Annotated in this window: 27 protein-coding genes; 16 read left to right on the plus strand and 11 right to left on the minus strand. The window is 32.3% G+C overall.

The window, feature by feature from the left end:
• Positions 1-18: 18 nt before the first annotated feature.
• The 7 genes from K8N75_RS01325 to K8N75_RS01355 form a co-directional block, all read right to left on the minus strand.
• The gene (locus K8N75_RS01325) at positions 19-1,263 is read right to left on the minus strand and encodes a tripartite tricarboxylate transporter permease (protein WP_223790953.1); all 1,245 of its coding nucleotides are present in this window, start codon (positions 1,261-1,263) and stop codon (positions 19-21) included.
• A gap of 137 nt (positions 1,264-1,400) precedes the next feature.
• Positions 1,401-1,670: an elongation factor 1-beta gene (locus K8N75_RS01330; protein ID WP_223790372.1), complete on the minus strand. Its 270-nt coding sequence runs from the start codon at positions 1,668-1,670 to the stop codon at positions 1,401-1,403.
• 114 nt (positions 1,671-1,784) lie between these two features.
• Positions 1,785-1,946, minus strand: coding sequence for a zinc finger domain-containing protein (locus K8N75_RS01335; protein ID WP_048191461.1), 162 nt, complete (start codon positions 1,944-1,946; stop codon positions 1,785-1,787).
• A complete protein-coding gene (locus tag K8N75_RS01340; protein ID WP_223790373.1) occupies positions 1,947-2,615 on the minus strand; it encodes an amino acid kinase family protein in 669 nt (222 codons plus the stop codon).
• Positions 2,616-2,625: 10 nt separating this feature from the next.
• Complete coding sequence (gene pth2, locus K8N75_RS01345; RefSeq protein ID WP_223790374.1) at positions 2,626-2,967, minus strand: peptidyl-tRNA hydrolase Pth2; 342 nt, start codon at positions 2,965-2,967, stop codon at positions 2,626-2,628.
• Positions 2,968-3,032: 65 nt separating this feature from the next.
• On the minus strand, positions 3,033-4,241 hold the full coding sequence (locus K8N75_RS01350; protein WP_223790375.1) for a YcaO-related McrA-glycine thioamidation protein: 1,209 nt from the start codon (positions 4,239-4,241) through the stop codon (positions 3,033-3,035).
• A 138-nt stretch (positions 4,242-4,379) separates the two neighbouring features.
• Complete coding sequence (locus tag K8N75_RS01355) at positions 4,380-4,994, minus strand: zinc metalloprotease (protein ID WP_048191468.1); 615 nt, start codon at positions 4,992-4,994, stop codon at positions 4,380-4,382.
• Positions 4,995-5,423: 429 nt separating this feature from the next.
• Between K8N75_RS01355 and K8N75_RS01360 the strand changes: the two genes are divergently transcribed.
• The 5 genes from K8N75_RS01360 to K8N75_RS01380 all read left to right on the plus strand — a co-directional run bounded on the left by K8N75_RS01360 (position 5,424) and on the right by K8N75_RS01380 (position 9,709).
• Positions 5,424-5,870 (plus strand): HIT family protein, encoded by a 447-nt coding sequence (locus K8N75_RS01360; RefSeq protein ID WP_223790376.1) that lies wholly within the window; start codon positions 5,424-5,426, stop codon positions 5,868-5,870.
• Between the two features lie 46 nt (positions 5,871-5,916).
• On the plus strand, positions 5,917-6,915 hold the full coding sequence (locus K8N75_RS01365) for a M24 family metallopeptidase (protein WP_223790377.1): 999 nt from the start codon (positions 5,917-5,919) through the stop codon (positions 6,913-6,915).
• 112 nt (positions 6,916-7,027) lie between these two features.
• Positions 7,028-7,960, plus strand: coding sequence for a type II secretion system F family protein (locus K8N75_RS01370; RefSeq protein ID WP_223790378.1), 933 nt, complete (start codon positions 7,028-7,030; stop codon positions 7,958-7,960).
• Positions 7,961-7,983: 23 nt separating this feature from the next.
• Entirely contained in the window at positions 7,984-8,178 is a 195-nt protein-coding gene (locus K8N75_RS01375) for a class III signal peptide-containing protein (RefSeq protein ID WP_223790379.1), read from the plus strand.
• A gap of 124 nt (positions 8,179-8,302) precedes the next feature.
• Positions 8,303-9,709 (plus strand): lactaldehyde dehydrogenase, encoded by a 1,407-nt coding sequence (locus tag K8N75_RS01380; protein WP_223790380.1) that lies wholly within the window; start codon positions 8,303-8,305, stop codon positions 9,707-9,709.
• A 15-nt stretch (positions 9,710-9,724) separates the two neighbouring features.
• Here the strand turns inward: K8N75_RS01380 and K8N75_RS01385 are convergent, their stop codons facing one another.
• Positions 9,725-11,191 carry an MBL fold metallo-hydrolase gene (locus tag K8N75_RS01385; RefSeq protein WP_223790381.1) on the minus strand — a complete coding sequence of 489 codons (1,467 nt, stop codon included), beginning with the start codon at positions 11,189-11,191 and terminating at the stop codon, positions 9,725-9,727.
• Between the two features lie 112 nt (positions 11,192-11,303).
• Positions 11,304-12,017 (minus strand): tRNA-binding protein, encoded by a 714-nt coding sequence (locus K8N75_RS01390; RefSeq protein ID WP_223790382.1) that lies wholly within the window; start codon positions 12,015-12,017, stop codon positions 11,304-11,306.
• A 227-nt stretch (positions 12,018-12,244) separates the two neighbouring features.
• On the opposite strand from K8N75_RS01390, the gene K8N75_RS01395 reads away from it, so the two are divergent.
• The 5 genes from K8N75_RS01395 (at position 12,245) to K8N75_RS01415 (ending at position 15,128) form a co-directional block, all read left to right on the plus strand.
• Positions 12,245-12,436, plus strand: coding sequence for a hypothetical protein (locus K8N75_RS01395; RefSeq protein ID WP_223790383.1), 192 nt, complete (start codon positions 12,245-12,247; stop codon positions 12,434-12,436).
• Between the two features lie 251 nt (positions 12,437-12,687).
• Positions 12,688-13,014: a PRC-barrel domain-containing protein gene (locus tag K8N75_RS01400; protein ID WP_048191485.1), complete on the plus strand. Its 327-nt coding sequence runs from the start codon at positions 12,688-12,690 to the stop codon at positions 13,012-13,014.
• Positions 13,015-13,024: 10 nt separating this feature from the next.
• Positions 13,025-13,789, plus strand: coding sequence for an aspartate dehydrogenase (locus tag K8N75_RS01405; RefSeq protein ID WP_048191488.1), 765 nt, complete (start codon positions 13,025-13,027; stop codon positions 13,787-13,789).
• Between the two features lie 139 nt (positions 13,790-13,928).
• Complete coding sequence (locus tag K8N75_RS01410; protein WP_223790384.1) at positions 13,929-14,669, plus strand: tRNA(His) guanylyltransferase Thg1 family protein; 741 nt, start codon at positions 13,929-13,931, stop codon at positions 14,667-14,669.
• A gap of 57 nt (positions 14,670-14,726) precedes the next feature.
• Complete coding sequence (locus tag K8N75_RS01415) at positions 14,727-15,128, plus strand: Mov34/MPN/PAD-1 family protein (protein WP_223790385.1); 402 nt, start codon at positions 14,727-14,729, stop codon at positions 15,126-15,128.
• A gap of 50 nt (positions 15,129-15,178) precedes the next feature.
• On the opposite strand, the gene serA is transcribed toward K8N75_RS01415, so the two are convergent.
• Positions 15,179-16,759 carry a phosphoglycerate dehydrogenase gene (gene serA, locus K8N75_RS01420; protein ID WP_223790386.1) on the minus strand — a complete coding sequence of 527 codons (1,581 nt, stop codon included), beginning with the start codon at positions 16,757-16,759 and terminating at the stop codon, positions 15,179-15,181.
• 291 nt (positions 16,760-17,050) lie between these two features.
• On the opposite strand from serA, the gene K8N75_RS01425 reads away from it, so the two are divergent.
• The 5 genes from K8N75_RS01425 (at position 17,051) to K8N75_RS01445 (ending at position 19,564) form a co-directional block, all read left to right on the plus strand.
• Positions 17,051-17,392: a heavy metal-binding domain-containing protein gene (locus K8N75_RS01425; protein ID WP_223790387.1), complete on the plus strand. Its 342-nt coding sequence runs from the start codon at positions 17,051-17,053 to the stop codon at positions 17,390-17,392.
• Positions 17,393-17,396: 4 nt separating this feature from the next.
• Positions 17,397-18,146 carry a hypothetical protein gene (locus K8N75_RS01430; RefSeq protein ID WP_223790388.1) on the plus strand — a complete coding sequence of 250 codons (750 nt, stop codon included), beginning with the start codon at positions 17,397-17,399 and terminating at the stop codon, positions 18,144-18,146.
• 280 nt (positions 18,147-18,426) lie between these two features.
• Complete coding sequence (locus K8N75_RS01435) at positions 18,427-18,897, plus strand: NAD(P)H-dependent oxidoreductase (protein WP_223790389.1); 471 nt, start codon at positions 18,427-18,429, stop codon at positions 18,895-18,897.
• A gap of 14 nt (positions 18,898-18,911) precedes the next feature.
• Entirely contained in the window at positions 18,912-19,130 is a 219-nt protein-coding gene (locus K8N75_RS01440; protein ID WP_223790390.1) for a hypothetical protein, read from the plus strand.
• Entirely contained in the window at positions 19,127-19,564 is a 438-nt protein-coding gene (locus tag K8N75_RS01445; protein ID WP_223790391.1) for a hypothetical protein, read from the plus strand. The genes K8N75_RS01440 and K8N75_RS01445 overlap by 4 nt, the downstream gene beginning before the upstream one ends.
• Positions 19,565-20,217: 653 nt before the next feature.
• Here the strand turns inward: K8N75_RS01445 and K8N75_RS01450 are convergent.
• The gene (locus K8N75_RS01450; RefSeq protein WP_223790392.1) at positions 20,218-21,222 is read right to left on the minus strand and encodes a transcriptional regulator; all 1,005 of its coding nucleotides are present in this window, start codon (positions 21,220-21,222) and stop codon (positions 20,218-20,220) included.
• A gap of 20 nt (positions 21,223-21,242) precedes the next feature.
• On the opposite strand from K8N75_RS01450, the gene K8N75_RS01455 reads away from it, so the two are divergent.
• A complete protein-coding gene (locus K8N75_RS01455; protein WP_223790393.1) occupies positions 21,243-22,514 on the plus strand; it encodes a tRNA(Ile)(2)-agmatinylcytidine synthase in 1,272 nt (423 codons plus the stop codon).
• Positions 22,515-22,590: the final 76 nt, after the last annotated feature.

A 22,590-nucleotide genomic window follows, 5' to 3' on the forward strand; every position in this document is an offset into this window, starting at 1 on the left:
ATTTTGTTTAACTCACAATTATAAACCAGCATAAATAATAATCGCTGGAACAATTAGAACTCCCATTAGATTAGATTTGTTAACTCCAATATAATGTGGTATTAAACCCAGAGAAATTGAAGTGATATAAACAAGTAATATATACAAAAGATTTGTATGTTCAATAAATGCGAAAAAAAATACTAATACGCTCATAAAAGTAATAACTAGTTTTGAAAGTTTGCTATAGTTTATTCGATTTATATGTTTTATTAACATATCTCCCAGCTTTAAACAGAAGAAGGTTGATATTGCTACTGCAGTGAGAGAAACAAATACAAATAAGAGGAGGTAGTTCACGTCAAAATTCTCGATCATTTTATCAATAAATACTGCGATACCACTTCTTGGATTTCCAATTAAATATATTGCCATGAGCGAAAATAACGCATCGGATACATTCACTCCACTAATTGCTACCAAAAACCCCTCTCGATTATTTCCCATATCCCCTCCACCACTTAATTCTTGTGCCAAAATACTTCCCTGAGCTGGTCCCATTCCTGGTAAAAATCCAAGAATACTACCGGCTATTCCTCCAGCAATTATTCCCCTAATAACTTTTTTATTTACTTTTAAACCTAATAAAATGTCTTGAACCGGCACCATGGAGTTCTTTGATAGACTATAAATTAAAGTACTAATCCCAAAAAGTCCTGTAAACATTGTTAGAAGAGAAACATTAGAGGATATGGGTGTGTTCAGCATTATCCATCCCATAATTCCTGAAAAAATAAATAAAAATATTGACCATGCCATTGAATATGTATCTCTATTAAGCCGTATTATCATGAAAACTACGGCTAATATTAGAATTATATAGATATAAGGTTTTAATATGCCATAAAGTGGAGGTAAACACATTACAAAGAGAGGTAGTAAAATTACTGTAACAATCAACGAACCAAATCCTCCAATAGTCACTAACCTTATTGCTTCTCTACCCCTTCCATGTAGCATAAAATAATGACCAGGTAAAATTGATAGAACAGTACCCTCTTCAGGCACACCCAAAAAAATAGAAGGTAAAAAATCTATCATTGAATGTGAAATTGACATTGAAAGTAAGAACACAGCAAGAAATGTCGGTGAAAATGATTCTAATAGAAAAGTTGATGAAGCAAAAATAAAGGCACCAACTGTGTTAACATGAATCCCTGGAATGATACCAGTTATTGCACCACATATAACACCAATCAAACATGCTAATAATATATCAAAAATTTAATCACCTAAAATAATATTTGTGATTCATAATTAATAATATTAATTATTAAAAAAGTATTATTACGATTATTTAAAAAATTTGGAAAAATTAGAATTTTAGTGATATAAATAAAAAAAAATAGTTATTAGAAGGTTTACATTAACCTTCTTACATCAACAACTTCAATACTAGCTACATCTTCGAGTTTAGATAGGTTTTCTTCTATCTTTTCGGTGCCACCTTCTGCATCATCCACAACAACCGTCACATTAAGGGCAACAAGCCCAAATGCTATTGGTTCTTCTTCAATGCTATGCAGTTCTGTATTTTCAGGTATTGAATTTTTTATTCCTGCCTTAACTTTAGCCAGATCAATTTCAGGACTTTCTGGCATTAACTTGATTGTTGCTACAACTTCTCCCATTATTTCGCCTCCTTACAATCATCAATCTTAAGATTGATTTAAGGTTGAATATAAATTAATACACCTAAATTTTAGGTGTATGTTTCACTTAAAAATTAAAAAAGATCTAAGTTATTATGGTCCTTTAAAGCCACATTCACATTTGTATAAATGTCCGAATGTTCTGCATTTCTGGCATCTGTAGAGCATTTTCTCGCATTCTGGGCATGGAAACTTAACATAGTTTTCCACTGGTGATATTTCCTGTTTACAGGATGTGCATTCTATTTTCTCCATTTAATTTCCTCCAATGAGTGTATATTTCGAGCTTCGTCCTTCGATAATCGATATTACCCTATCAGGGTATTTGCCGTTAACAACGTAGCAATTAGATTTATATCTGATTAAAAGCTCGGGTAAAAATTCATCAACCGATGTTTCACCAAAATTTAGTAGTTTTTTTGCACCTATAATTTTTATAAGTTTCGCACCATCTTGGCTTGGATCATGCGTGTATATTCCATCTACATCTGTTGCTATTAATAGTTTGGCCTTCAGAAGATCTGATAAATAAAGTGCAATTGAATCTGAGCTCACTCTCCAGCTATGTTCCAAAGGATCTTGATATTCCATTATGTCTGAAGGAATAAAAATAGGTATACTGCCCTGATCAATTACACTTTCGGCCTTTTCAATAGATTTTACGGTTTCAAACCCTTTAACCTTGTCTGCAAGGAGTGTTCCTATTATGTCCATGCATAATATTGCTGATTTATGGTTGGCTGTATTTGAAAATTGTAGATTTTTGTCATAATCTCTTATTTTATTTGCAAATATTCCCCCACCACAAATTATTAATATTTTTATAGGAATTTGATTGGAATTATTTAAATCTTTAATAGCTTCACATAATTTAATTGCCCTCTCAGGAAACAAACTTCCTCCCAATTTAATTACCCAATCCATATAAACACCACTATTTCAGGAGCTTGAGATCCTTTGTAATTTTATCTATCTTCTCATCTTCATCAGGACCTATTCCAAGACAGGTTATGGTTGATCTGGGCACTTCTGTGTGACCTGCATCATATACCAAGTAGATTGGCATGTTGGTGGCTTTTACAAGTTCGTATATTTCAAATAATTCTTCAAGATCCTTTACTTTTAATACAACCTTTTTTTCACCTTCAGATTCCCATTTTTTTAATATACGGTCATCTGTTTTTTTATACGCACCCAAACAACCATGACATGCTTGAGCAGCGATTTTACCCCGGCTCATGTTTAGATCTGCTCTCATTACTATGACTTGTTTCATTCTTTCACCATTATATTTGTTAAAAAGAGAAAAATATTGTATCAAATTTATCCTTCGAATTAAATTTAAGATCTTAAAAGCCTCTTACCAACTCTGTCCACATCAACTGAGTAAAGTTCCATTCCGGGAATTAAAACCCTTACAACAGGAATTTTAATCTCTTTTCTGGTAAGATCAACGTATAAAATATCTCTAAATCCACATTTGTTCAGGAGGAGTTTAGATGTTTCAATATCATCTCCAAAGGATTTTCCAGATATATTTTTTATACTATTTAGTTCCACCGAAGTTTCTGTTTCACCAAACCAGTGACTGTTTATTCGTTTCATCCTTTCATACCCTGCTTTTCTCATGAAAACTGCACGAATAGTGTCTTCCCGTGTACCATGAATTTGTGTAGCCCTACTCTGTGCAACCTCAGTAAGAGCTCTAATCGCTGCAACTTCGGGATCAAGATGAGTTCCAACACCCAATGTTAAAAGAGCAGGATCTTTAAGAACTGTGTCATCTGAAACTGCCGCAATAGTAGTTATCTTTACATCAGCCGTTAAATCAACAAGTTTCACATTTATTCCGGCATTCTTGAACATGGCCAAAATATCCTTGATTATTGGATTCTCTGTATTTTCACAGTTAATCTCTGGTTTCGACACACGTTTAGATTCGAAAATGCTCCATGCATCCCTTTCAACTACTTCCATTATTCCATGGAATACAGCTTCCTCTAACCTATTTCCCGATGCAAGGCCATTTGTATTGGATTGAAAAAGTTTAATATTATTTTTTGGAGTATAGGGATGATAAACGGCATTTGCAGGTATTAAAACATCGGAGTCATCTTTGAGATTTGTTGATGTAACCCATTCAAGATCAACTGTTTCAGGATCAAAGAGAACTTTGGGGAGAATCAAAGATCCAGGATGTAAATAACTATCTAATCTTTCATCTGAACCTTCAAAGACACCACAAACAAAATTTTGTCTACAATTATCATGTAATTCTGCAGAGTATCTTTCAAATGATTCCATCATAGCCGATGCTTTTGCTTGAGGTTTAGTAGCACCTTTACCTGCATATATGCTAACAGCACCATCTGCTGCTCCAGGTCTTATTGCAGAATAAACTGGAATTCCAACTCTGTCAAGATGAGTAATCTCTGCTACCCTAGTTACCCCGGCTACCCTCAACTTAGATTCAACATTTTTTATAGTCTCTTCCGGAGCTATCGCCCTATGAGTGCATCCAAAATATTTTACAGGTACTTCTTTTAACATTGAAATCACTTAGAAATATTAATAATCGGAATTAATCATTTAATAACCTTTTTACATTTGTAAATCCATTATTTTATAGTATATTTTAGATGTTAAATTCTTTTTGTAATCTAATAAAATTATTAAAAATAAATAGTATTAATAAATACCGAAATATGCTTTTACAGCTAAAATTATAGCCACAACAAATGTGATTCCCCATATAATTGGATTCCATCTTAAAACCTTAGCACCGTCAAATATACCCAATGGAATGAGGTTGAAAGCTGCTAATATACTGTTTATTATGAAACCGTATACAACAATGGTTCCAAATATGAATCCCATAATATCTGTGGGATTTTTGGTTACAAATGGTGTTAAAACCAGGAATAACAGTGCCAGTGCAATATTTACCAACGGGCCGGCGATGGATATTTTACCATTCTGTTCTCTTGAAATGTACTCCCCATGAATATATACAGCACCAGGCGCCACAAAAACGAATCCTAATATAAACGCCGTGAATAAGGCAAAAATCAATCCTTCTAACCACATTTTAAATTCTGCATAAAATCCATATCTAACTGCCACAAACTTGTGAGCAAGTTCGTGTAACACGAATCCCAATCCAACTGCAACGAGTAATGAAGGTATCAATAATATCAAATTCTCATTTATATTGCGACCATTAATGAGGTATGCGAATATGACTGCAATAACCAACATTGAGATGATTATGTCCCTAACCTCACGGGCTGTGAAACTGACCATAATTTATAGACCTAGCTTTACACATATAATGATTTCCATAATAAATAATATTAAGATTCAATATAGAATAATACACTATTAATTATTTCATATTTATCATCTCATGGAAAGTAGTTATAAATTATTATGCTAGATATATGGCCTTCGTTTCAGTAAAGATGCTAATAACTAATTTTAATTAACCAAAATCTTAATTTATTTCCCAAAAACAATGTTTTTTAGAAAGCCCAATTCCCATCTCTTACAACTAGATTATTCATAATTATAAACCATGTCATTATCATATCACATGGGAATTCTATAAAAATATTATCTCAGACCATATTAAATCATAAGATCGTGAGCATATAATAATTATCATCCAATTATTGAAATGAAATTCGAATTTAAATAAAACTTGAATACAACAATGGGATTAGAAGTGATAAAATGGCATGTGAATACTGTGGAAAAGGAGGATATGGTAAACTCATATTAGAAAAACCCAATTGGAAAATTTTTCTTGCCCCAAGTCAGAGGTATATGGGAACATGTGTAATTGCAATTAAAAGACATTGTAGTAATTTATCAGAACTTAAAGATGTTGAGTGGATTGAATTTTCCAAAATAGTCAAAGAAATGGAATCTGTTTTGTATAATATCTTCAAACCAACACTTTTCAATTGGAGCTGCTTCAAAAATGCAGCATTTAGGGTAGAAAATCCTCATCCAGAAGTTCACTGGCATTTGATTCCCAGATATGAGCTTGAAACTGAATTTAATGGTATTAAATTTGAAGATCCTGACTTTGGATATATTCCCCAACCGATAATAAGGGAAATTCCTGAGGAAGTTATGGAAAAAATGGTAAATGACATAAGAACCTATCTCAAATGATAAAATTTAATTTATATTAATTTTCTAAAAAAAATGAGGAGATCTAATGAATACCAAATTGAAACAAGTTATTGAATCAATGCACAAAGAGAATATAGATTCCATGATAGTATTAAAACCGGAGAATATAAGATATTTAACCGGATTCAGACCTTCAAGTTCTTCGATCTTGATATTAAAGGATAATCCTGTTCTTCTGGCATCCAAAATTGATCGGGAAGATGCATCTGGAAGATCATTGGTTAATCTAGAAGTTTACAAAGAATTTAAGGATGTAAAGAATTATTTGGAAGGTAAAATTGGAATTGAAAATTCTATGAACGTTGAAACGTATAAAAAACTTACTGGAGATTTTGAACTTGAAACAACAGATATTGTAGAAATTTCAAGAGCTGTTAAATCTAAATGGGAAGTTGAAAATATTGAAAAAGCCCTTCAAATAGCTGAAAAATCATTATTGGAATTGGAATTTTCAGGTACTGAAGTGGAGTTAGCTGCTCAGCTTGAATATAATATGAGAATTAATGATTCTGAAAGAGCATCTTTTGAAACTATTGTGGCATCCGGATCCAGATCAAGCCTTCCACATGGTTCCCCAACAAAAAATGAAGTTGAATATCCAATATTAATAGATTGGGGTGCGGTTTACAATAATTATTCCTCAGATACAACTAGAACAATTATCGAAACAGAAAAACAGGAGGAAATATTTAACATAGTATTGGAAGCACAGCAAACTGCAATTAAATCCATAAAACCCGGAGTAAAATCTTCAGAGATAGATAATATTGCCAGAGAGGTTATAACAGAATATGGGTATGGTGATGCTTTTATCCATTCAACAGGTCATGGTGTGGGACTTGAAATTCATGAAAAACCTTCTTTATCAAAAAATGATGAAGGTATACTTGAAAAGGACATGGTGGTCACTGTTGAACCGGGTATTTATTTGGAAGGAGAATTTGGTATTCGAATAGAAGATATGATTCTAATAAAAAATCGTGCCACAGTTTTAAACAAAACTAAAGCAAAGTTAAGCTTTTAATAAATTTTAGATGATTTATATTTAATAATTTTGAAATTTTTATAACTAAATAATCAGCAACCTATATATGGATATAGTTAAAAATAGTAAATCATTATAAAAGGTGGAAAAAATGGCAATTATACCCCCGGCATTATCACCAATTTCAAGAGGCCTTGACAACGTTATACCCGAGAGATATGTTGTTTTAATACAGGAAAATCTCATAAGATCAGGAATGTATGTTAAAGCATCAGATCTTTTGACGTTGATGCTACTCGGAGGTTTATTATTTGGTGTTCTTGGACTGATTCTTTTCATTGTGATCGGAATTAATCCAATCATTGGATTAGTTGTGGGTATTGTAACACCAACTGCCATAGTTTTCGGTTGGTTATTCTTTTCAATGGAACGTAGAGTTGATGCCATTGAACAAACTACACCTGATTTTTTAAGACAAATTGCCTCCTTATTAAGGGCTGGTGTTGGTATTGAAACAGCATTAGAGGACATATCAAAACAAGGCGCAGGACCGCTGACTGATGAGCTTAAAAGAGCAGTTATTGAAATAAAAATTGGTAGTACATTCGATGACGCCCTTCTTTCAATGGGGGAAAGATTAAAATCAAAAACCCTTGATCGAACATTTAGGATGATTCTTGAAGGTAAAAGAGTCGGAGGAAGCCTATCAGATGTTATTGAAACAGTTGCAGAGGATTTAAGGTCAGTACTGGCTTTGAAACGTGAACGAAAAGCAAATGTTATGATGTCGGTTATGTTCTTGATTATATCAGCTATAGTAGCAGCACCATTTGCACTTGGTATGATAATGATATATTCTAATTTCATTGAATCCCTTGGTAAACATAATCCATTACTTGATGCAGCAACCCTATCTGCAAGTGGATATATTATTATTCACTCTATAATAGCAGGTCTTTTAATTGGTATTGTACTTTATGGTAGTGCAAGGAAGGGTGTGAAATTTGCACTTGTCCTTGTTCCTGTCGCTTATGGTATTTTCTACGTAATAAAAACCTTTGGAATGTTGATCATAGGATTTTAATAAGAGTATTGGTGGGTGGAAATATGGATATTATAAATGAGGAAGCAGCACAAAGTTCAGCAGAACTAGTCTTGTTATTTGGGGGTATTATAGTAATTGCAATTGTGGCTGCTCTTTTCTATAAGAATTACTTGTCTGGTCTTGGAAATGGAATAACTAATACAGATCTCCAGAACGTAAACAACAAAATTAACGACCTCAGTAATAAATTCAGCTGATTTAAAATTATATAATTAAATTCACATTTTCAAATCAGTAAATTATTTTTTTTAACTTTTATTTAACCAAAAACCCAAACCATTTGTTTAAACACAAAATCATCATTTTAGGAGGGTCCATTATATGAAAATGGTAATTAATGGAAAATTAATCGATAAAGACGATAAAATTGATGTAATAAACCCTGCAAACAACCAAATGGTTGATACTGTCCCCTCAGGAAGTAGTGAAGATATCAAAAATGCATTAAAGGCTGCTAATGATGCAAAAAAAGATATTAAAGAAATGTCTTCACGTAAAGTATCCAGGATCCTGTACAATATCTACGAAGATGTGTTAAAAAATTCAAATAGTCTTGCTGAACTTATAACACTTGAAACTGGTAAACCAATAAAAGATTCAAAAGATGAAATTAAAAGATCTGTAGAAACTATTTTACTATCTGCAGAAGAATCTAAAAGAATATATGGCGAAACCGTGCCAATGGATGCTTGTATTGGCGGCAGAACAACTCTAGGATTTACAATAAAAGTACCACTAGGAGTCGTATCCGCAATAACACCATTTAACTACCCTGTAAACCTTGCAATTCACAAAATAGCCCCGGCAATCGCAGCAAAGAATACTGTTATTTTAAAACCTTCGATAAAAGCCCCATTAGCTGCTTTGAAGCTCGCCCAAATTATGGCTAGTCACCTTCCAGATGGTGTTTTAAATGCTGTAACAGGATACAGTAGAATTATTGGAAATGAAATGGTGTTGAGCCCACTGGTTGACAAAATATCATTTACAGGAAGTGTTGAAACAGGCATTTCAATTTCAAATAAGGCAGGAATGAAGAAGATTAATCTCGAATTAGGTGGAAACGACCCATTAATTATTTTGGAAGATGCAAATATTAATAAAGCAGTCACAGCAGCTGTGAGCGGATCATTTCTAAATGCAGGACAGGTATGTATAGCTGTTAAACGTATAATACTACATGAAAATGTAGCAGATGAATTCATAAATAAATTAGTTTCTGAAACCAGCAAATTGAATATGGGAAATCCAATTGAAATAAAAACAGATATAGGACCCTTAATTGATGAAGATGCAGCCATAAAAGTCAGCACATTAGTTGATGATGCATTAAATAACGGTGCTGAGCTTTTATTGGGTGGAAAACGAAATGGTTTATTTTACTCACCTACAATTCTAGATCATGTTACCTCCAATATGAAAATTGTTAGAAATGAAACATTTGGACCTATAGCCCCATTAATAAGGGTTCAAAGTGTTGATGAAGCATTTGAAGTTGCAAATGATTCCAAATATGGACTCCAAGCAGGAGTATTTACTGGAAGTATTGAAAATGCACTCAAAGCAGCAAGAACAATTGAAGCAGGAAGTGTTATAATTAATAGACAACCAACGTTTAGAACTGACAATATGCCTTTTGGAGGATTTAAAATGAGCGGAATGGGTAAAGAAGGAGTTAAATATGCTGTTGAAGACATGACTAAAACAAAATTAGTAATTTTTGGATGAAATTTCTTTTTATTTTCATAATTTTTTTGATTGATGAGGATATACAACTTTTATACCATCTTCTTCAAGTACTTTGAAAAGCTCTTTGTTCTCTGTATGGATAGGATAGAGGATTTCCGGATGTACATCCCTTATCATCTCAAGTAACTCTGGCCCTGATGCATGGCCAGAAACATGCATTTTGTACACCGGACACAAATTAAAATGTTTTAACCAGTTGTTTACACGTTTTTCATCAAATTCCATTTCATCATCAAAGGGTTCTGTAACCGATTTAATATAGATGGCTTTTTCCGGTTTTACATCTATTAATTCCTTTAGTTCGAAGAAATCACATCTAAATAAATATTTTTCAGGATCTTTACGAAGATCCATGTAGTTTACAGTATTGTCCCCTTCAATAAACTCTCTTTCCCAATTCTTGAAATCAGAAGATCTCTGGGATTCATCTATCTCTGATCCACATAACCATTTACCATCCCAACAAACAAAAGAATCGTCACCAATTAACCCCCAACCTCTTTTAGGTACATATACACCTACATCTTTTAGCTCAGGATATCCCCTGCCACTGAAAAGTTTAAGCATGTATGCCTGTTTCAAATTGACAACAAGAATTCTATCTGTTTCTCTGGCCACTTTATAAAATGTTAAAAGCCTATCAAGATCTCTGACTGGAAAATTGACAATAACTAGACCATTAAAACCTGATATGAGAGTTTTAGCTTTAATTTCTATGTCTTCCTCTGTTTCTGTACTTGGGTTATCAATTCTTGTACCTTCAGATATCATTACATGGGGATTGGCTTTTTTTGATTCTTTAACAAATTTTTTTGTAATTTCCGGTTTTCTACCATGAAATCTAAGATCTCCAGTGTAAACCAATGTTTCTTTGTTATCTTCAATTATGAAACCAGTAGCTCCAGGAAGTGAATGATCAACAGGAGCGCTTTTAATTGTGAAATCACCTATTTCAAAGTTTTTATATGGTTTTACAATATTCAATTCCCTTTCAATCCTAGCATCCTTTCCAGTAAGTCTTTTAAAACCTTCTACCCGTTTTTTTGGTGTGAAATGAAAGGTTTGCTTATATTCAAGTGTTTCACCAAATGAAATAACACTAGTATCTTCTAAAACCTTAAGAATTAACTGGGACTCCTCTGTCATGTAAAGAGGTATATCATGACGCAAATGATGTATATAAGCCGAATGATCCATATGTGCATGACTTAATAAAAGCCCTTGTACTGAAGGCTTTTTCAAAGAGTTTAATCCACAATGGCGAAGATAATCATCCCTGTAGACTCCCTTTATCTTAGGTAAAAGTCCCATCTCAATAAAATCCATGATCCCATTGCCCTTACGGGGTTGAAGAAATTCTGAAAAGTAATCATTGGCTTTATTAAAGCTCATTCCAAAGTCTAAGAATATTGATGTAAAATTAGAGCCTAATAATATTTTATTTCCACCTATTTCGTCCACTCCACCATAAAAATCAATTTTAACCATGTTTCTATTTGTGGACAATCTTACATTAATTATTTTCTATTTGATAATTTTAAAAAAAAGAATCTATTTAAAAAAGGCAGAATATCTATTTTAAAAAAGTCTCAACTAAGTTTCGGGTTTCATTAAGCGAGTCTAGAGGAATTCCACGAGGCATTTCACCTAAATCTCCTTCAACTTCTTTAAGAACACCATTACCCGAGCCAAGAAACATTCCTTCACTTGCAACTCCCATAAAAACCGATGGAGGTAAAATTGCAACTCCCACCCTGTTTCCCTCTTTAACTGTCAAATCATTGGTAACAACAGTTAATGCTGTGTCTCCAAAATTAACGTTGCATACCAATAATTTATCCAACTTTTGAATACTTACTATTTCTCCTGTTTTGATGTCTATACCAATAACAGGATCATTTATGGGTCCAAGAGATAAACGCTTGTTTACAGTTGAAATGGTGTTCAAAGCAAATTTCATTTTAGCTATGGATTCTTGAAGTTTTACCTTCTCATCCTTAGTTACAAGCTTTAAAAACTGAAGGTGCCAGTGATCCCCGCCGAGAGCCTCTTTTATCTCTTTTACTTGTTGTTTCATACTCTCTATTTGTTTAGAATTTGCAAGATCTTCTGGTTCCATATATGAGAAGTACATAACTTGTATCTCGGGCAACATGGCCCTAGCAGTTGTTAAACATTTCTTTTTATTCCATATACCTTTTAAATTCGCACCTTCAGCTGTTTTTATGAATAATTCAACTGATTTTTCTAAAACACGTAATCTATAATCCTTACTTGTATCCCACATTTTTTCACCTGGTAAATATTATAATATATGAATAAAATTCTCTAAAGCTTTAGGAATTTATCCAGATAATTTTGATTTATTTTGATTTTAACCTTATTTTATTTTTATGGCATTCTCTTGATACGCAAACTAAATAAACTATAATGTTCTCTGAAATATTTAAGTAACTTGAAATGGGCGATAGAAATAGGTATAAATGATATATTCAAAAATTTTCGGTGTCAATAATGAAAGAATTCCAAGCTGATAATTACGATGATTTTATTATCATTTCATGTTCAGACAAGTGTAATTATTGTCTTTTTAAATGTGAAGTTGTTGTAGCAGATATGAAGCAAATAAACATTTCATGCAGACATCCCAAAGGTCCTGGAAATCCTATACATTGTATATATTTTAAAAATCGAAGTGAAAATTAAAATTAATTAATAAAATTAATTTGTAAACCAATTTTTTATATGAAATTCACGATTTATTAAATCTCAAATGGAATTCTGTTTTTTATTTGTTAAGTTCTGAAAATGGAGTTATTGACTTATTCGTCGTAAGGTTTAAGTATATAGAGGGATTTAAATTTATATTAGTTAATGAATTTGATTGAGACTTTGAAAAGATAAAATGGCAATCTTCTTTAGTATGTACTTGCCATAATAAAGAATAGGTGGTAGTAATGGTAGATTTATCAAGCCTGTACAATTTAGATGTATACACAACACGCGGAAAATACGTTGGAAGAATTCAGGACGTTGTATTGAACATTAAGAAAGGCAGGGTATCCATCTTAAAAACAACAGCAATGAAACCTGATAAAAAAAGTGTCGGAATAAAAGACGTAATAAAAACCAGCATAAGAATTGTTCCAGAAGGGGATGAAATTCGACCTCTCAAAGAGGAAGGAAGTATAGAAATACCATATGAACGAGTTCAAGCTGTTGGGGATATCTTATTAATAAGTCCAGAAATAGTGGAAACCCCTGTAAGTAATCCACAACTATAGGAAGACTGATATGAAGGTTGGTATCCTCGGATGTGGCGCCATAGCTAACATTATAACTAATTTTGCAGTTGAAGGCAAGCTCGGTGTTGATCTGAAATATTTTTATGATAGAGATATGGAACGGGCTGAAAACCTAGCATCACAGGTTGACGGAACTGTTGTACTTGACATAAATAATATGCTGGACAAAGTTGATCTTGTGATTGAAGCTGCTTCACCCCAAGCAGTTTCAGAAACAGTACCACAAGTGCTTGAACATGGTGTTGATATTATTATCATGAGCATTGGCGCTTTGATGGATCCGAAACTTAGGGAAAAACTTAAAACATTGGCTGCACAGAACAATGCAAAAATATATGCACCATCCGGGGCAATAGTAGGACTTGATGGTATTAAAGCTGCTTCAATCGGGAAAATACAAAGTGCAACACTGGTAACCAGAAAACCTCCTAGATCTTTAGGGGTTTCAGCAGATGAAGAAACTATTCTATACGAGGGAAAAGCTGGAGATGCTGTTTTAAAGTTTCCTATGAATATAAATGTTGCTGCAGCACTCAGTCTTGCATGTGGAAGAGAAATTGATGTTAAAATTATAGCAGATCCCTCAGTTGACAGGAATATGCATGAAGTGCATGTTGTAGGAGATTTTGGAGATATAACAACCATAACTCAAAACGTTAGATGTGCAATAAATCCTAAAACAAGTGTTATGGCTGCCTATTCTGCTATAAAGCTGTTAAAAAGTTTAAATGAAACATTAAGAATAGGAACATGATTATATATTAATATTTTAAAATAATGTTTAAATAACATTTATTATATTCTATTTTATTCTTTTCAGAATTTATTTATCATACTGATGCCATAATTTCACTGTGAATTATAAAAATTATATGAATTAAACTGGTTACAAAATGAAGGAATGTGAGATATTTTCAAATTTAAGAGTTCCCTGTGGTTCAAAAATTGTTATAAGGGCCGATGGGAGAAATTTTTCAAAACTATCTAATGATCTGAAACTTGAAAGGCCCTACGATCCTCATTTTGCAAATTTAATGGTTAATGTATGCAATGATTTTTTCATGGAATTCAGTCCTCAGTTTATATTTACCTTTTCAGATGAAATCAATATTCTGCTGTCTGAGGTTCCATTCAACGGTCGTGTTGAAAAACTCGACTCTGTGTTTGCCAGTTTTATGTCCGGATCTTTCACTAAAAATTTAATTAAATATTTCAAGGATTATCCTACTTCTGAGCAAAACATTAAACCAATATCATTTGATTCCAGAGTATTACCCCTTTCTGGCCAGGGAATCGTTGAATATTTCAAAAATAGGCAAAACGAAGCATGGCGAAACTGCTTGAATGGTTACAGTTACTGGAAACTCAGAAAAGAATTCAGTAAATCGCATACAGTTGAAATTTTGAATAAAAAAAATAGCAGTGACCTTCATGAAATTCTCTTTGAAAGAGGAGTAAATATGTCTGAAATACCCCTATGGCAGAGAAGGGGTATTGGAATATATAAAAAAGAAGTTTCAATCAATGGATACAATCCAATAAAAAATGAAAAAGTTGTATCAAAACGTCTAAAGATCTATACAGATTGGGAATTACCAATGCTTAATAAAGAATTTTTCAATCAAATTCAATGAGTTTATTATAATTCTATAATCCATGATTATATTTTCAAAATTGGAAGGGATCATAAAATGTTCGGATTAGAAAAGAAGAAATTTTCAGTAGTACACATTGACCATGAATTGATAGAAGAAATAATTGATATTGCAAAGGAATCTTATCCCAATGAATTCAGTGCAATGCTTCAGGGAAAAATTAAAGATAATATTCTAAAAATAGATGGCCTTATTTTCCTTCCAGGAGCTGCATCAGAATCTGGTGCTGTGATGGAAATATTTATGATGCCCATGTTATCGGATGCTGTAGGTTCTGTTCACAGCCACCCTGGTTACAGTGCTCAACCTTCTGAAGCAGATCTACAATTCTTCTCAAAAAGGGGTTATTTCCATATAATTATTGCTCAACCCTACAATGATGAAAGTATACGTACATATGATAGTTATGGAGATCTTGTTAACTATACAATTGTATAAATAAATCTTCTTTTTTTGGCCAAAAATAAAAATTAAAAGAATATTTTATCTTAAAGATTAACAGCCACAGCATCATGGACATCTTCAAGCTTTTTAATTTCTAATATCACAAATTCTGGAACTATTTGGTCTACTTTAAGAACCATTACCGCTTCACCGCCAAGTTCCTTTCTACCAACTTGCATTTTAGCTATGTTTATATTATGTTCACCTATTTTTGTACCGATTGAGCCTATTATTCCAGGTTTATCCTTGTACTTTGAAATCAACATGGTACCTTCAGGTTCAACATCAACCTTATAACCATTTATCATGACTATTCTTGGCTGTTGATGAGTAAATATTCCTTCCACACTTACATCGTTGTAATCCGATTTCATTTCAACCTTTATTAAGCTTTTGTAACCTTTAGCATCGTATCTTTTTCCTTCAGTTACAATTATACCTCTATTTTCAGCAACTGTGGTTGCATTCACAAGGTTAACTGGCTCGTTTAGAATTGGATTTAAAACTTCTTGAAGTATCATTCTAGTTAAAATATCATGTTTTGGGAATTCAGAAAGCTCTCCACAGTAAGTTACATCTATTTCGTTGATATTACCCTTGGCTGTTTGTATCATGAACTTTCCAATCTTTTCTATGAGCGCAAAGTATGGTTTTATTAAATTAAAGGTTTCAGGGTCAAGTACAGGCATGTTGATTACATTTTTGGGAGATATCCCTTTGAAAACTTTTTTTATCTCATTAGCTACAATTATGGCAGCATCTCTCTGAGCTTCAGATGTTGACGCTGCAATATGTGGAGTTAATACTACATTATCAAGTTCCAATAATTTACTGTTTTTTGGAGGTTCATTTTCAAATACATCAAGCCCTGCTCCCCTTATTTCATCAGTTGAAAGAGCATCGTATAGATCATCTTCGTTAATAATTCCTCCTCTTGCACAGTTAACTATAAATGCATTTTCCTTCATCATCTCAAATTGTGGTTTTGATATGAGGTATTTGGTTTCTGGTGTAAGTGGCACGTGTATTGTCATTACATCAGATTCTTTTATAAGGGTTTCAAGGTCTACTACTGTTACTCCCAATTCTGAAGCTGTTTTTTTTGTAATATATGGGTCGTAAACAATTGTATCCATTCCAAATGCCTTTGAACGTGTCACTACTTGGCTTCCAATTCTTCCCATTCCAATTACACCAAGAGTTTTTCCATTAAGCTCAATACCCATGAATCTGCCTTTCTCCCATTTCCCACTTTTAACTGAACTATCTGCAATAGCTATTTTACGTGAGAGTGCGAGTATTAAACCCATAGTATGTTCAGCAACAGTTATTGAAGTTGATTCCGGTGCATTTATAACCATTATACCCCGTTCAGTAGCTGCCTGGACATCTACATTGTCAACACCAACTCCTGCACGTGCAATTATTTTTAGCTTATCAGATGCTTCAATTACCTCACGGGTCACCTTAGTTCTGCTTCTTACTATTATGGCATCAAAATCCTTAATAACTTTTAATAGCTCTTCGTTTGATATTGTAAAGTTAGGAACTACTTCTGCAATATCTTTAAGTTCATCTATTCCTTTTTCGTTTATTTGATCAGCGATAAGTACTTTTTTATCCATCTTTTCACCTGCTCCCGTTCTCCTATATTATTATATGAAGTGGAATGAGTTTAAATTTATAGGAAAACTTCCATTTATAAAATTCTATTGTGAATAATGATTTTGAATTCAATTTAAATTTAATTTTTGAATATTATTATAGATATTTGAATCTATGATTCAGTCTTAATAAAATTTAAGAAAATTAATTAAATTCATAAAATTATTATCATTGGAAAAATATATCAACTCTTAAGAAAAATGGATGTATAATGATAGCACCGATTAAATAAAAATTTTGGAGGTATTTGTTTGGTTTCTATAGATGAATTTATAATTGTGAGCTCTAATTACGTACCAGGATATGAAATTTTAGAAACAAAAGGATTTGTATATGGATTAACTGTACGAAGTAGAGGTGTTGGAGGACAGATAGGAGCAGGAATACGTTCCGTGTTTGGAGGAGAAATAAAAGAATATGTCCAGATGATGCAACAGTCAAGAAATGAAGCCCTTGAAAGATGTATTCAACATGCCCAGGATATGGGGGCAAATGCAATAATAAGTGCACGATTCGATTCTGATGCCATAAGTGATATAATGCAGGAAATTTTAGCATATGGTACTGCTGTCGTTGCTCAGCCAGTGGAGTAAATGAATGTTTGAAGGTAAAATAAAAATATCTCAATCGGAAATTCCAAGAACACTTCTTGGAACTTCTCCTTTTATTGCAGCGGCTCAATTTGGGCACAGAGCAAGACTTTATCAGCTTGATCTATATAATAATCCTGAAAATATACTTAAAATAATCAAAAAATCGTATGAATTGGGTATAACTGGTATTCAAGTACTCCCTTACCCTCCTGTAGTGGAAGCACTTATTTGGGCTCAAGAAGCAGGGTATGATATGAATGTGATGGGTACAGTAAGACCAGGTAAGGAAAATGAAGACATAAAATTATTCTCTGATCTGAAGGCTAGTTCAATGCTTCTTCATGCAAATATTACAGATGACAAAGACTGGAATTTTATTGAAGAAAAACTACAATTAATTAAAGATGAAAAAATTGTGTCGGGTCTTGTTACCCATATGCCATTTCAAATCACAGACAGTCTACTTAAATCACCGGTGCTTGATCTATTTGAACTCTATATGGTTCCAGTTAACAAGTTAGGATATCTAATGGACTGTGATACTTATGGAATAGAAGAAAGAACCAATTTTAATAATATGATCAAAAGCATTAATAAAATTGTAATTGCAAAAAAAATTCTTGCGGCAGGAATACTTAAACCTGAAGAAGCCTTTGATTACTTAAAAACAGCTGATTTTGTGGATATTGTTACTATTGGAATTGCTTCTGAAAAAGAAGCGCAAGAAACATTCACTCTCTTGGCTTCTAAATAAAATTTTTTCAAGTTTGTATGAATCATTTCCCAATTTGATACACGATAAAATACAAATCCCCCCTCCCATTAAATAATATAAAACCAAAAATGAGTTTAATATTTACAAATTAAAGGAATAAACTAATTTCTCAATTTTTTTGTAAATCATTATTTCAAATTAATTACAAAATATTAAAAAATTATTGTTGATTAATAATAAATTTATTTATAAAAAATATAATGTTTATATATAAATTGATTGGAAACTATTCAACACAACAAAATGAGGAGGATAATAAGTGAAAATAGGAATTATAATCCATTCTCAAACTGAACATACCTATTCTGTTGCTCAGAAGCTCCAAGATAAACTATTGGACAATGGACATGAAACTAATTTAGAACGTGTTATAACTATTGGAGATACTCCACCGGGAAGTAAAGACATCCAATTCAAAAATCTTCCTGATGTGAATGCATATGATGCATTGATTTTTGGAGCACCTGTTCAAGCATTTTCACTTTCTAAGGCAATGAATGGTTATATGCAACAGATTACATCACTTCAATCTAAAAAAGTTGCATGTTTCGTAACAAAGGGGGCCCCATTTAAATGGACAGGTGGTACACGTGCAATTGGACAAATGAAAAAAATCTGTCAAACTAAGGGTGGTATTGTTATTGGAACAGGGATTGTGATCTGGAGAAAAGACCGTGAAAAACAGATTAATGATTTGATTAATAAATTTGGAATGCTGTTTGAATTATAAATTTATGATCTTCCATGAGCTCGGAAATTTATTACTTTTCAGGAACAGGTAATTCCTTACACATTGCAAAGGAATTACAGGAAAGAATTCCTGAAACAATATACAAGCCCATTGTAAATCTTCTTAATCAGGATGATCTTAAAACTACTGGAGAAATAGTTGGTTTCATATTTCCAATTCATCTTGCTATGGCCCCATATCCAATAAAAATATTCTTAAGAAGCTTGACTTGAAATCAACAAAATATATTATGTGTAGCAACCCGAAGTGGGAGTCAACACAAGGATTTATTGACCTCGAAAAAATCTTAAATAAAAAAGCTAAAGATTTGGATTCTTTTTTTAATTTAAATATGGCTAGTAATAACCCTAAATTTGAGAACTGGCATCAAGCAACAGAAAATGAAATTGCTAATTTTGAATCTGAAGTCCCAAAAAAACGGGATCATATACAAAAGATTGTTATTAATAAAGAAAAAAATAGAGAAAATGACACAAATTTTACAGCCCATATGCCTGTGTTTTCACTTTTATCTCTTTTTCTTCCAATACTTAATGGATTATACAACTTGATTTTTATAATGATTCAATGTATTAGTTGTGGCACTTGTGAAAAGGTTTGTTATCAGGTAAAATCAAAATCACAACAAAAAACCTATATGGAATAATGATATCTCCTATTTTTTCTGTCATGCCTGCCTTAACTACTGTCCAGAACAATCAATTCAAATAAAATCCACTATGTTTTTAAAATCCTTTACAGATAAAAATGGAAGATGTTTCAATCCAAATACTACTGTAGAAGATATTGCCTCACAAAAATTGATATAATTTGTTTTGAGAAGAAAGCATATAATTTGAATGAAAACCCAGTTATTATTCCAGATACTGATCATCCTAAATCAAATCCAAAGGTTATTTAAAATTATGGCATGAAGAAAATTAAACATTCTGATGCTACGGTAGAATAAATATTTCAATAATCGATAAACTTTAAAAAAACTGCAGAAAAAGTATCTGTTCTCATATGCCATAATATTCATTCTAGTCTAATAGAAGAATAAAATTTAGTTAGATAGAATTTTTTAATTTTCATATTAATAATCAAATGATAAGTATGGAATAATGTGTATGAATTAGCTCAAAAAAATCAAATGACTATAATAATGGATATTAATATTTAATTTTTCAAAATCAGTTATAGATATTTAAAACCGAATTTGGGAGAATAAATTTTTGATAGTATGAATTTGTTATGTAATAAGATTTTGTATATTAATACTTGAAAATTATTTTGGTTTATGGATTAAATTAATTATATTTAATTACAATCCCTACGTTCCCTTACAACATTTAAAAACTCTTTTGAATTTTCCATTTCTTTTATTTCCCAGTTATGTACAACTGGTATTCCTTCAATGCATTTTAAAGGTTTTTTACCTTTTAATAAAAACACCGCATCTGACCCTGTGATTTCAGAAAGATCCTTCACATTTAAAGCCATTTTTTTGAGTGCTTGTTGGTTTCTATTTTTCTCCATATTTGTTATAACTGTACTATCTTCTTTTGAAGTCTTTTTCTCAGATTTCTGTTTGGCAAGAGCATCGAATGGTGTTCTAGTTGTGGATATGATTCCAAAGCCAAGATTTGCTAAATTGGGTTGAATTTCAATATTTAACGGAGCATTGGTTTTAGAATGATCTGAAATTTGAGTTTTATCTTTATCAAAGTCTGGAGCCCTTAATAAATTAACTGAAAGTGTTATCTTCATGTTTAGAATACTTTCAAGCATCATAGCTGTTTCGGGAAATGCCCTCACCATTCCTCTCTCATATTTATAAATTGTTTCCCTCGAAACATGCGCTTTATCTGCTAAATCCTTTCTTGAAATATTTTGAGATTCCCTAACAGATTTTATGACCTCACCGTCCATTTGAACATAGTAACCGCCACGATCTGCAAATACTTCAGGATAAACTTCATCAACAATCATATTTCTAAGTGTATCTTTAGCAATAACAGGAATACCATGCCGTTCATAAACAACATCTTCCTCTAAATATTCATTTTTAGATTTAATTCCAACTATAAGAGGTGATGCAAAAAATGAGCCTGCAACTTTCTTTATTTCTTCTGCCTGGTTACCAGTGAAGCCATCAATATTTATGAGTATCTTAAGAAGTAAAAGTTCCAATTCCTTCCTAGCAACCATATCAAAACAACTTCTATCATATATATTAGAAGTTTCAAAACCATGATTGGAAAGAAGATCATTTATCTCAATGAGGATATGATCCCTTTGAGCTGGAATGTTAGCTTTCTGCAAATTAATCACCGGTGAAAATTATGAACAATATATTATTATACGTTGGAATTGATGATACAGATTCCAGTTCAGGAATGTGCACCACCTATATAACTTGTGTTATAATCTCCAAACTTAAAGATTGTGGTTTTAACATTACTGGGCATCCACGACTTATACGTTTAAACCCATTTGCAAGATTTAAAACACGAGGAAATGGTGCTACATCCTTCAAATTAGAATTAAAATCATTGAAAGAAGCAGAAGAAGTAAAAAAAATAGTTTTAGAGAATGTTCAGGAATTATCAGTACTTGAAGATGAACGAACAAATCCGGGAGTAGTGTTCTATAATAATAAAATAACTCCCGAACTTCAGGAATTTTCATTAAAAGCCATTAGAAATATAGTTTCTATAGAAGATGCAGAAAATCTTTTAAATAAAGTAGGAGCTGATTTTTATAAATTCAAAAATGGAAGGGGTATAATAGGTGCTTTAGCTGCGATAGGCTGCCCTCTTGATGATAAAACCTATGAATTACTGGCATATAGAATTTCTGAAAACTATGGTAAACCCCGACAAATAAACCATGAGTCTGTTAGAGAAATGGATAAAGATACCTATCCTAAAACGTTTGACAATTTAGATGAAGGATACATTGCAATTGAACCTCACACACCGTGTCCTGTGCTTTATGGTATACGAAGTGAAAATCCTGAAATTTTAATGAAAGCAAAATCTATTGTAAAAGTTATAGAACCCGTGGAAAGGTATTGTGTATACTTAACCAATCAACACACTGATATGCACCTACAAAAGGTCGCAAACATAGCAAATATGGAAAAATTCCAGTGTTACATAGTTGAAGGGGTTGTAAAGGATAAACCACATGTAATTGAAGGCGGACATTTGATCTTCACCCTTAAAGATGAATCTGGAGAAATAGAATGTGCAGCTTATGAACCCACTAAAAAGTTCAGGGATTTTGTGAGGGAACTTGAACCTGAAGATATTTTACGGATTTATGGAGGGGTAGGAGAAGGAATAAATAAAAAAGGGACATTAAATATTGAAAAATTTGAATTATTAGAACTAGCAATACCTTTACAGTTATTAAACCCCATTTGTGATTGTGGTAAAAGAATGAAATCTGCTGGCGCGGGGAAGGGTTATAAATGTCCAAGATGCGGTACAAAAATAAGGGATGGAAAAAAAGAAATGATTGAAATATCCCGGAATATTGAAAAGGGATTCTATGAAACACCACCCTCCGCTAGAAGACATTTAAGCAAACCAATTATAAGGGAAAAATGAAAAGATAAATTTTTTTATAATTCTTTTTACAATTTATGCCAAAAAATTTATTGTATGTATATATATTCTACCTACA

The sequence above is a fragment of the Methanobacterium spitsbergense genome (assembly GCF_019931065.1).
Lineage (GTDB): Archaea > Methanobacteriota > Methanobacteria > Methanobacteriales > Methanobacteriaceae > Methanobacterium_B > Methanobacterium_B spitsbergense.